Source organism: Candidatus Synechococcus spongiarum SH4 (assembly GCF_000586015.1).
GTDB classification, from domain to species: Bacteria; Cyanobacteriota; Cyanobacteriia; order PCC-6307; family Cyanobiaceae; genus Synechococcus_B; species Synechococcus_B spongiarum_F.
Window position 1 is genome coordinate 1 of sequence record NZ_JENA01000045.1, and the last position, 9643, is coordinate 9643.

At 64.2% G+C, this 9643-nt stretch carries 11 protein-coding genes and 2 pseudogenes; 8 read left to right on the top strand and 5 right to left on the bottom strand.

All coding sequences use genetic code 11. The features are described from left to right. The 3 genes and pseudogenes from BG35_RS0103475 to BG35_RS0103485 all read left to right on the top strand — a co-directional run. Positions 1-375, top strand: a pseudogene (locus BG35_RS0103475) (15,16-dihydrobiliverdin:ferredoxin oxidoreductase); the annotation flags it as partial. Then, complete coding sequence (locus tag BG35_RS0103480) at positions 372-1127, top strand: phycoerythrobilin:ferredoxin oxidoreductase (protein ID WP_025781725.1); 756 nt, start codon at positions 372-374, stop codon at positions 1125-1127. The pseudogene BG35_RS0103475 and the gene BG35_RS0103480, both read left to right, overlap by 4 nt. Before the next feature lie 296 nt (positions 1128-1423). Further along, entirely contained in the window at positions 1424-1723 is a 300-nt protein-coding gene (locus tag BG35_RS0103485) for a Nif11-like leader peptide family RiPP precursor (RefSeq protein WP_025781726.1), read from the top strand. An 8-nt stretch (positions 1724-1731) separates the two neighbouring features. Here BG35_RS0103485 and BG35_RS0103490 read toward each other — a convergent pair whose 3' ends face one another. Then, positions 1732-2421 (bottom strand): phycobilisome rod-core linker polypeptide, encoded by a 690-nt coding sequence (locus tag BG35_RS0103490; protein ID WP_051506126.1) that lies wholly within the window; start codon positions 2419-2421, stop codon positions 1732-1734. Between the two features lie 339 nt (positions 2422-2760). Between BG35_RS0103490 and BG35_RS10075 the strand changes: the two genes are divergently transcribed. After that, on the top strand, positions 2761-3018 hold the full coding sequence (locus tag BG35_RS10075; protein ID WP_051506127.1) for a hypothetical protein: 258 nt from the start codon (positions 2761-2763) through the stop codon (positions 3016-3018). Between the two features lie 206 nt (positions 3019-3224). On the opposite strand, the gene BG35_RS11460 is transcribed toward BG35_RS10075, so the two are convergent. Further along, a complete protein-coding gene (locus tag BG35_RS11460; protein WP_025781729.1) occupies positions 3225-3551 on the bottom strand; it encodes a hypothetical protein in 327 nt (108 codons plus the stop codon). A gap of 144 nt (positions 3552-3695) precedes the next feature. On the opposite strand from BG35_RS11460, the gene BG35_RS0103505 reads away from it, so the two are divergent. Further along, positions 3696-4331: a hypothetical protein gene (locus BG35_RS0103505; RefSeq protein WP_152535152.1), complete on the top strand. Its 636-nt coding sequence runs from the start codon at positions 3696-3698 to the stop codon at positions 4329-4331. 58 nt (positions 4332-4389) lie between these two features. On the opposite strand, the gene BG35_RS0103510 is transcribed toward BG35_RS0103505, so the two are convergent. Beyond that, positions 4390-5451, bottom strand: coding sequence for an extracellular solute-binding protein (locus tag BG35_RS0103510; RefSeq protein WP_025781731.1), 1062 nt, complete (start codon positions 5449-5451; stop codon positions 4390-4392). A gap of 314 nt (positions 5452-5765) precedes the next feature. On the opposite strand from BG35_RS0103510, the gene BG35_RS10085 reads away from it, so the two are divergent. Next, positions 5766-6857, top strand: coding sequence for an FAD-dependent monooxygenase (locus tag BG35_RS10085; RefSeq protein ID WP_236619763.1), 1092 nt, complete (start codon positions 5766-5768; stop codon positions 6855-6857). A 79-nt stretch (positions 6858-6936) separates the two neighbouring features. On the opposite strand, the gene BG35_RS0103520 is transcribed toward BG35_RS10085, so the two are convergent. Then, positions 6937-7479 carry an adenine phosphoribosyltransferase gene (locus BG35_RS0103520; RefSeq protein ID WP_025781732.1) on the bottom strand — a complete coding sequence of 181 codons (543 nt, stop codon included), beginning with the start codon at positions 7477-7479 and terminating at the stop codon, positions 6937-6939. A 34-nt stretch (positions 7480-7513) separates the two neighbouring features. On the opposite strand from BG35_RS0103520, the gene BG35_RS0103525 reads away from it, so the two are divergent. Together BG35_RS0103525 and BG35_RS14085 are read left to right on the top strand one after the other, a co-directional pair. After that, positions 7514-8173: a DUF3038 domain-containing protein gene (locus BG35_RS0103525; RefSeq protein ID WP_025781733.1), complete on the top strand. Its 660-nt coding sequence runs from the start codon at positions 7514-7516 to the stop codon at positions 8171-8173. 14 nt (positions 8174-8187) lie between these two features. Continuing rightward, the gene (locus tag BG35_RS14085; RefSeq protein WP_080688007.1) at positions 8188-8862 is read left to right on the top strand and encodes a DUF4335 domain-containing protein; all 675 of its coding nucleotides are present in this window, start codon (positions 8188-8190) and stop codon (positions 8860-8862) included. 18 nt (positions 8863-8880) lie between these two features. On the opposite strand, the pseudogene rsmH reads toward BG35_RS14085, so the two are convergent. Next, positions 8881-9643: pseudogene (gene rsmH / locus BG35_RS12380) on the bottom strand (16S rRNA (cytosine(1402)-N(4))-methyltransferase RsmH); the annotation flags it as partial.

Sequence of the window (9643 nt, forward strand, 5' to 3'; positions counted from 1 at the left end):
ATGGGGGGTCTCAAAGCCCTGCAACAACGTTTCCCCGCCTTTGCCGTGGGGGAGGAAATGCGCCACTACGACGCCAACCGCTACTTTTCCCCATGGCTGCTTTTCGCCCGTGGTCCGGCAACGGATCTCAAGGAGAGTCTCCGTAATGCCTTCGAGTTGCTGCTGCAGGCCTACTGGACGCTCCATGATGCCGAGCAGCCCGACCCTCGCCAACAGGCGGGGGTGGAAGCCCTGCAGAATGACTATGCCCATTATAGCGCCCGGAAGGATCCGGCCCATGGACTCTTTGCAAGTTATTTCGGGAAGAGTTGGGCGGATCGCTTCCTCCATGAGTTCCTGTTCCCTGAATCCATCCCCACCAGGACAACCCCATGAGCTGGCTCTGGCAGCCCTATCTGGACCACGCCCGGGAGCGTCTGCAGGCGCGACTGCACAACATGCAGCCCTACCCCATCCCGGAAGGCTTTGAAGAGCGCCGGGCCAGGACGGGATCAAAAGCGCGACCCGTGGAAGTGGTGACCCGCAGTTGGGCGGTGCAGGCCCGGGGCATCCGCCAGGCGCGGGCCGCCTGTGTGGCCGCCGCCCCTGTGCCCCAGGTGCTCAACTTCGTCATCAATCCTGACCACCACTACGAACTGCCCTTCTTCGGAGCGGATCTGGTGACCTTGCCGGGGGGCCACTTGCTGGCCCTGGACCTGCAGCCCGTCCTCAAGCAGGATGAACGCCATACAGGTCCGGTCCGGGAGCGGCTGGAGCCCGTTTTCCGGCGGTGGCGCCGTCTGCTGCCGGATGGGGGGCCCATCCCCACGGAGGCACAGCCCTATTTCTCCGACGGCTTTCTCTGGACCCGCCTCCCCCTCAGCGAAACCACCCTGCTGGAGGAGGCGGTCTTCCCGGCGTTTCAGGAGTATCTGGAGTTGTACCTGGATCTGGTGACCGCGGCAGCGCCGGTGCAGAACGAGCGCGCCCGCCAACTCCTGGCGGGACAGCGGCGCTACACCGACTACCGAGCCGAGAAGGATCCGGCCCGGGGCATGCTCAGCCGCTTCTACGGCGTGGAGTGGACCGAGGCCTACATCCATGACTTCCTGTTTGACCTGCCCCGGTCCCTCGAGGTTTCAAGCTGACCAGGGCTGCCCAGGGACACAAGCCCCGCCCTTCGGGGCGGCGCCCGTCCCCCGAGAATGGGGTACACTCAGGGGGCTGGTGCGAAAACCAAGCGCCAGCACCAACCGACGCGGCGGGGCGCGCCGAGTCGTTAAACGCCTGGGAGCCGAAGGTAAGACGGGTTCGCCCGCACTTGGCCGTGACACAGGAACCCACCCGAATCAGGAGGTGCAGTGATGTCCAGCCTGAGAGAAGGAACCCCCGACGGTCACGGCGGGGAGGAAGTCAATGAACGATTGTCTCCCATCGTCCTTGCATGTCGGAACAACAGATTCCTGCGTTTCTCGAACGCATCAAGACGGACAAAAGCCTTGCGGAGGCCCTGCTGGACGCCAAGACACCCGCAGAGGTTATCCGCCTGGCCGCCCAGGCCGGCCTGGACTGCACAGCGGCCGAGATCAGCCAGTGGCAGGCCACCCGAGCCGTCTCCAGGCTGGTGGAAAGCGGCATCTGCCCCAACGGCCTGCGCTGGCGCAGCCTCCATGGCCCGGGTGGGATCCATGTGCAGTTTGTGGGGGCCAGCGCCAGCTTCGGGCTGTGGTGTCCAAGCTGCTGAGGGATCAATCAGTGGCCCGCGGTTGAACCGGCGGCCACCACCACCGTGACAAAGATCCGCACCAGTTCAAAGCTCCCCGCAATGGACAGGGCAAGCCCGAACTTCCGGGCCACAGGGGGCGCCCCGTTGGCCCAGGCGGCGGAGACCTTTCCCCCGGCGGCAGACGACCACTTGGTCACGGCCACGTCCCGCCAGTAGGCGCCGTAGCGGGGCAGGCTGATGTTGAAGGGCGCGTTGCCCATGGGGCGCCCGGACAACAGCCGCCGCCGCTGGTAAGGGACGGTGTCCGCCCCGAAGGCGCCCATGTACTCGGGAGAATTGATCAGGGCATCCACCAGACCGGCCAGTCCCTCCTGGCAAAGAACGATGGACCAGGCGATTTTCTCCTTTTCCCCATTCACTTCCCGCCCCAGAAGGCGCTGCACCAACTGGCTGGCCACGTCGTAGTTGGAGTTGCATTGGTACACCCAGCGCTGGAACCGTTCCGAGAGGCACAGGCCCCGCATAAGCTGTTGCACGTTGATCTGGCCGTTCCTGAACTGGGATTCAAGGAAAGGCTCCCGATCCGCCGTCATGGTGTGGAAAAACAACTGGCGGTAGGCGGCGTCAATCAACTCGTCCGCGTTCCCGGCGTTGTCCATGCGATGGCCCCGGGGCGCCAAGTCCTCCTGGGCAAACCCGGCAACATGGGCATTCATGGATATTGACGGGTAGGATAAGAGACCAAGGGTCATGGAAGGCGAAGCCGCAGAGGGCAATAAAAGCGCTGCCAGTGTAACCCCATCAGCCTGGGGCACAGCCCCATGGACGCCAGTGGCCGGGCCGGTTCATCCTTCCGTCCGCTCCCGAAGGGGATTCCAGGAACGCTTCCCGGTCTCCCATCGGGAAACCGCCTGAAACCCAGGTAACTTCAAGAATCTTCAGAAAAGCAGCAACCACTACGCTTTGTGAAGGATTGTTTTCATTTCTGTAGCCTCAGCTTCAAAAATCCCCTGGTGTGATAGGAATAAATGTTGGCACTCCCTACAGGAGTTGCCATGTCCTCGTCCTCAATTCGTCGCTGTCAAGTGTGCCAAGCCTGCTGGATTGGCCCCCAACTCTTCTGGTCCACAGGCCAGCGGGGCAGCAATCTTGATCTGGCCGGTCTGGTGTGCAATACGGGCTACGGCGGCGGCCTTCGTTGCGCCAATCCCGCCAAAGGCCACCCCGGTGGAGACACCTGGGAGCAGCGGGAAGCCTGGATTCGGGGAACCACCCTCCCCGGAGACGTGGGGCGGGAGCCGCTGGCTGCCTAGGCTCAGGAGCCGTAAAGCAGGGGAGAGAGCCCCCTCAACAGAGAGGGAAGACAGGGATCCCTGCGAGGCCTTCTTTCCCCCGGTCTCGCGGTGTGGGCCGTGCCGCGCCAACCATGGGCCATAAGGTTGAGAACCGCTGTGCCCATGTTTTTTGCTCTGCTGTCCTGCCGGAGGCCACCGTCATCTTCTGGTGATGAGTCCTGGGCCTAAATTTTCCAAACCCGTTTACACTGAAGCGTTGACCAGCCATAATCAAGATCCAGCTTGTCGTTCCGTAACTCCAGGGTCAACCGGGTTCCCGCATAGCGCTCAGCCGTAGTCACCGTGCGATCCCGAAATAGCGTATTGTTGGGCGCAGCAAAGTTTTCAATGGAGGCTTGGTGCTCATTGCGGCGCAACTGCAGCACAACTTGATTGCTACAAAGATAATTTTCCTTCTCTCCATAATCTTCCCACCAGGGGGCGGCTTGCAGGGGCTGCCAGGATGAGCCGGCGAGAAGCATAACCAGGGCAAGCTGCAGAGACTTGAGCATCAGGGGTGGATCCTGTGGAATCCAGTCTACTGCCAAAACACGCTCCCCGGAGGTGGCAACCCCATGGGGCCGGAGAGGCTGGCCAGCTTGCCCCGACGGTCGCCAACCGCTAGACCTGATCCCATGGATGGCGCGGCGATCACCATGGGCGATGCTGAATCCCTGATCTCCCAGGTGGAGTTGGCGCGGCGTTGGGGCGTGACATCCAGGACTGTCAGCCGCCGCCTGGGATTTCTGGGGATCACGACGGTGCGACGGGGCCGGTGTCGATGTCTGACCATGGAGCAACTGGCCCTGGCGGAGCGCTTCCATCAGCACCTGAGCCAGGGGGGGGATAGCAGTAGCTTCAACATCCAGGACCATGGAGCGCTGGAGACACAGGTCATCCCGGCCCGGCAGCCCCCTGCGCCGACTCCCGGCCATGACCTTGCCCATCAGCAGTTGACCGCCCTGGCCACCGCCCTCCTGGCCCGGTTGGCCCCCTCGGCGCCGTCCGCGGATCCGCTGCAGCGGGCCCGGGGGCTGGCCGAGGCTGCGGATGCCCGCCTGGTGCTCACCAGCAAGGAGTTGACAGAAGTGCTGGGTCACGGGATTGCCGGTTGGCGGGACAGCAGGGATGACTATGGATTCCGCTTCACACGACATAAGCAGCAGGGCAAGGTGCTATGGACCGTAGAGCGTTGCCCCTGGTCTCACCCCCCGCAACCCAGGCCCCTTCCGGCAAATCCGCCCCGGCTGTCCGAGCCGTTTCTGGGGCGGATGGGACGGTACGGAGGATAGTTAAGAAAGCCGTCATCCCCGCGCCGGGGGGAATGACGAGTTGGGGATGGGGTCCAGTTTACTGGCTCCAGCCGTTGGCCTCCATCAAACGCACTGCGGTGGCGTTGTTCCGCCCCAGGGTGGCGGCGTTCACGTTGTCCTCGTTGAAGGATCCCCAGGCTTGCAGAACGGGATCGGAACCGGCGCCGAGGACGGGATACTCCCGATTGGCCTTGGCGTAATCGGCACTCTCGTCAGCGAGAAACTCGATGAAGCGCTGGGCTGCTTCCGGGTTGGGGCTGTTGGCGGTGACGCCGGCGCCGCTGATGTTCACGTGAACCTTGTCAGGCCAAGCAATCTCCACCTTGTCGGCAAGCGCCTTGTCCTCGGGACCTTTATCCCCCCCTTGCCGCTGACCAAGGTAGTAGGTGTTCGCCAAGGCTACGCCGCAGTCGCCCCGCCCAACGGCGCGAATCATGTCGCCGTCGCTGGTAAAGAGGGGCTGCGAGGCCGGTGCCAGGTTACCCACCATGCCCTGTATCCATTCAGAGGTTTTGACTTCACCGATATTTTCAATCTGATAGGCCACAAGTGACTGGTTGTAGATCTTCTTGCTGCTGCGCAGGCAGAGTTTGCCATCCAGGGCAGGATTGGCCAGATCCTCATAGCTTGTGATGGTGTCGGGATCCACAATGTCCGGGTTCACCATCGGAACCCGGAAGCGACGGGTCAGGCCAAACCAGCGGCCCTCGGGATCACGGAGGTGGGCGGGAACCTTGGCCCTCAACTCACGGGAGGAGATGCTTTGGAAAATGCCGGTCTCGGCGCCGAAAACCAAGTTGCCTGCGTCCACCAGGATGATGACGTCAGCCGGAGGCTTCTGGCCAAGAGCCTCCCGGGCGAGCAGCACCTTACCATCGGCTTCCAGAAGATTCACCTTGATGCCGGTTGCCTTTGTAAATCTGTCGTAGAACTCTTTATCTGAATTGTAATGACGGGCTGAGTACACGTTGAGTTCCCGGGGCTGGGCCTGGGCTTGGTTACCTGGCAGGAAGCCAAACACGGAAGAGGCGCCTAGTGCGCCAACGGCAGCGGCGATAGCCAAAGCAGCCTTAACAATGCGGCTGGTTGATTGCGTCATGGATGGGGAATGTGTGGAGCGCGGAGACTCCCATAGCATGTCAGAGCAATTTTAATCGGCAGAGAGCATAGAGGTCAATTCTCCCAGGTGAGGATAATCACTGGAGAAGCAAATTGATCAATCTTTCGAGATGCGCAATTTACACTTTCTACCAGCATCATTGACACATGAGAACGTGATCTCCCCCATTGCCCCGGCTCCGGCGGCCAGTGTCTAGGGTCGGTCCCCAGGCCCCGTCCTGCTCAAGGCGGCTGCCCAGCGTCCCCATTCCTTCCTTTCTTCCCCCGTTGTTGCAGCCATGTCCCATCCGCCCTTTGCCGTCCCGCGCCCTGGTGGCCGGAGCAGGATTGACCGGCTGCCTGGCCGCTCTGGCCCTGGCCCGGGCCGGCTGGGTGGTGATGGTGGTGGATCCCCTCCAGCGGGAAACCCTCCTCAACCGCCAACGGGCCTATGCCCTCAGCCAGTCCAGCCTGGCCCTGCTGCAACAACTGGGGTTGGCTTCCGCCCTGGCGCCCCGCCTTTGGGGCTTTGACCAACTCAGCCTCCAGGCCAACCGGGGGCGCACCCAGGTTCGGTTCCACCGGACCGATCTGCCCCGCAACGCCCCCCCCGCCATTGGCTGGATTGGGGAGCACCGCCCAATGATGGCCACCCTGCTGCGCCACCTGGACCAGGCCCCTGACGTCACCCTGAAGCTGGGCGCCCCTGACGGGGCTGGAGACCAGGCCTGGGATCTGGTTGTGGCGGCTGACGGCCACAGGAGCATGGCGCGCCAAACCATGGGGGTGGGTTGTTGGGGCTGGCGTTATGACCAGAGCTGCATCACGGTGCAGGCGCGCCTGCAGGGGGGGGAGTCCACCAGGGCCTGGGAAGTGTTTCGGGACGAGGGGCCGCTGGCGGTGCTGCCCATGGGCCAGGGCCGCGCCCAGATTGTCTGGTCCACGTCCTGCGCCAGGGCCGCCGCCCTCACGGCCATGGACCCCCGGGCTTTTGCCAGCGCCTTGGCGGATGTGTTGCCCAGGGGAGCGGAACTCGTCACTGTGCTGGATGCTCCCCTGGCATTTCCCGTTGGGGTGCAGTTGGCTCGCCGTCTCCGGCAGGGGAACGTACTCCTGCTGGGGGAAGCCGCCCACTGCTGCCATCCCCTGGGGGGACAGGGGCTGAACCTGTGCTGGCGGGATGTGGGCTGTCTCCATGCCCTGGCCTGCAGAGTCGGGCAGGGGCAGCGATCCGTCCACTGGCTCCTGCGCCGCTACGGCCGCCAGCGGTGGCTGGACACGGTGGCCACCCTGCTGGCAACCGACGGCCTGCTGCGGCTCTTTACGCCTGGTTGCTCATGGCTGGGCCGCCTGTCCCTGGGCCGATGGTTGCTTGTCCCCGCGCAACGCCTGTCCCTTACCTTCTGAGCCGATGGGGACTGCTGCGCTCCCTGGCGCTGCGAGCCATGGCCTACGGCTGGGGGACACCGCGCCGCCGCGCCGCGCCTCAGCCATAAGCCATCAGGCTCTCGCAGGCCACGTCAGCCCGGAGACGCTGACGGCCCGCCAGATCCTGGAGTTCGGCAATAAAGCCGTAGCCGCACACCCGGGCCCCGGCCATCTCCACCAACGTTGTGCAGGCTGCCGCCGTGCCGCCTGTGGCCAGCAGATCATCCACGATCAACACCGCCTGATCCGGCTGGAGAGCGTCCCGATGCACCTCCAGCCGGTCCATGCCGTATTCCAACGCATAATCCACCCCATGGGTTGGCCGGGGCAGCTTGCCGGGCTTGCGCACCGGCACGAATCCCAGGCCCATGCCATAGGCCATGGCCGTTCCCACCAGGAAGCCCCGGGCCTCGATCCCGACAATCGCTTCACAGGCCATGGGGCGGCAGCGCTCAGCCAGTTCATCCACCACCATCTTCAGGGCCGCGGGAGTGGCAAAAAGGGGCGTAAGGTCCCGGAAGACAACGCCGGGTCTGGGGAAGTCGGGTACGGTTCGCACCAACTGGGGCAGGTCCGTCCGGGAGTAGGGAGACGCTGACATATGCACGTTGCCAGAACACCAGCGTAATGGCACCATGGCTCTTGCGCTCCTCAGCGTTGAGCACTTCCCCATCAACTTGACGGCCCCCCACCATCCAGAACCAGCCCGGACCGTGGCTGACCCCAAGGATCCCGTCCAGCCGCAACAGGACGATGCAGGCTTCCCGGACAAGCCGGAATCTCGGCTGCTTGGCCGCCACGGCCTGCAACAACTGGACCTGCTGATGATCACCATCGAAGCGCTGGACTCCCGGAGCAGCGAGGCGATGGCGTCTCTCCTGCAGCAGAAGAATACCGCCATGGGCGTCACGGACCGGGTGGAGTTCTGGAAGTGGCGCGCCACCAATCCCATGCGGCGGGCCATGCAACGCAACCGACTCAAGCAGGGGCAAGTCAGGACCATGGTGGGTCTGGTGTGCCACATGGCCGACCGCCTCTATCCTGTGCTTCACCAGCTCATCTCCGTGCGGGAGGATCAATCCCTTGCCGAGGCCCGCTGGACGCGGCTGACCGGGCGGCTGCAAGGTCTCGTCCGGCAACGCATGAATCCCAGGCGCACAGCCATGCAGAAGTTTGCCGATGATGAATACGCCCTTGCCATGGCCAGACAGATGGTCCGCACCCTGGCGTTTTCCGCAGGCCCCGGCGGCGAACAACGTCTCCTGGCCAGCCTCCAGGATGGAATGCGGCGCTGACGTCACCCACCACCATGCACTCCATTCAATACACCCTTCTGGGCTGCCGTCTCCATCTGCTGGGCCAGGGCGCCGAGGACGGGGACAACAGCACCGTCACGGAACTGAAGCAGTTCACCCTGGATCTGGAGGACCATGTGCGCCTCACGGGCAGCCAGTTGCATCTGGAAGCGCTGGCGCAAACCCTGCTCCCCTATGCCCGCCACATCATCAGCGGCCAGGCCAGGGAATTCACGAGCGCAAACGGGATGGCGGCCATCACCCCGTTTCACCGGGGCCATCGCCTGCAGTTCCAGAAGGAGGACGGCAGCCAGGGGAACCACGACGTGCAACTGGATGATGGGGAGTTGGCCAACATGGTGCGTTGTCTGGATGCCGCGATCCTTGATCCCCGCTTGCAAGTGGACATCACGGCGCCACCCATGCAGGGCTTGCGGGAGCGGGAGTTGCGCAATCGTCTTCCCCTGAGGCGGCGACTTGCCGCTCCGGTGGGGGGCTTGGTGCTGACCATGGCCCTTGTGGGCCTGGGCTTCCTCGTCCCCGTGCCGGAGCGGTTCCGGGTCACCGATTCCGAAGAGCAGCCGGAGGGGGACAGAGCAGTGGAATTGATTGAAGAGCAAGGCGTCCCGATTGAGCTGGACATGGAGGCCATCAACCTGGAGGAGGGGGACGCAGCGCCTGATCCTTAGCGCCTGATCCTTCCACCCCGCCAACCCCGCCCCCTGGACGCGGCGGGCAAGGCGCAGTTTGGCGGAGCGGCTGCGGGGATTGGCGGCCGCTTCCTCCGGCTCGGCGGTGAGTGGTTTGCGGGTCAGCCGCTCCAGACGGGAATCCCTGAGAAAGGCCTGTTTCACCAGGCGGTCCTCCAGAGAGTGGAAGCTGATGACCGCGAAAATCCCCCCTGGGAGCAGCCAGTCCGGCCCCCGCTGCAGGAGGGTGGAGAGGGCCTCCAACTCCTGGTTGACCGCCATGCGCAGCGCTTGAAAGGTGCGGGTGGCGGGGTGGATGCGGCCAGGGCGCTGGCGGGGCGGGTAGGCGCCGGCAACAGCGGCCGCCAGATCCCGGGTGTTGGCAAAGGGGCGGCGGGCCACCAGGCGGCGGGCAATGCTCCGGGCGCGGCGGTCTTCCCCGTAGGTGCGAATCAAGGTGGCCAGTTCCGCTTCGCTGAGCCGCTGCAGCAGTTGGCCTGCCGTTTCCCCCGCCCCCTGATTCATGCGCATGTCCACAGGTCCGGCATGGCGGAGACTGAAACCCCGCTCAGCCTGCTGAAGTTGGGGGCTGCTCACCCCCAGATCCGCCAGAATCCCGCTGAAGCGTTGCTGTGGTGGGGGCTGATGGCTGGCGAAGTTGCAGTTGTGGATCCGCCAGCGGCCTGGGAAGGGGGCCAGAGCCATGGCGGCCGCCTGGCAAGCATCCGGATCCTGATCAAGGCCCGTAAGTCGGCTGTGGGGATGGGCCGCCAGCAGAAGG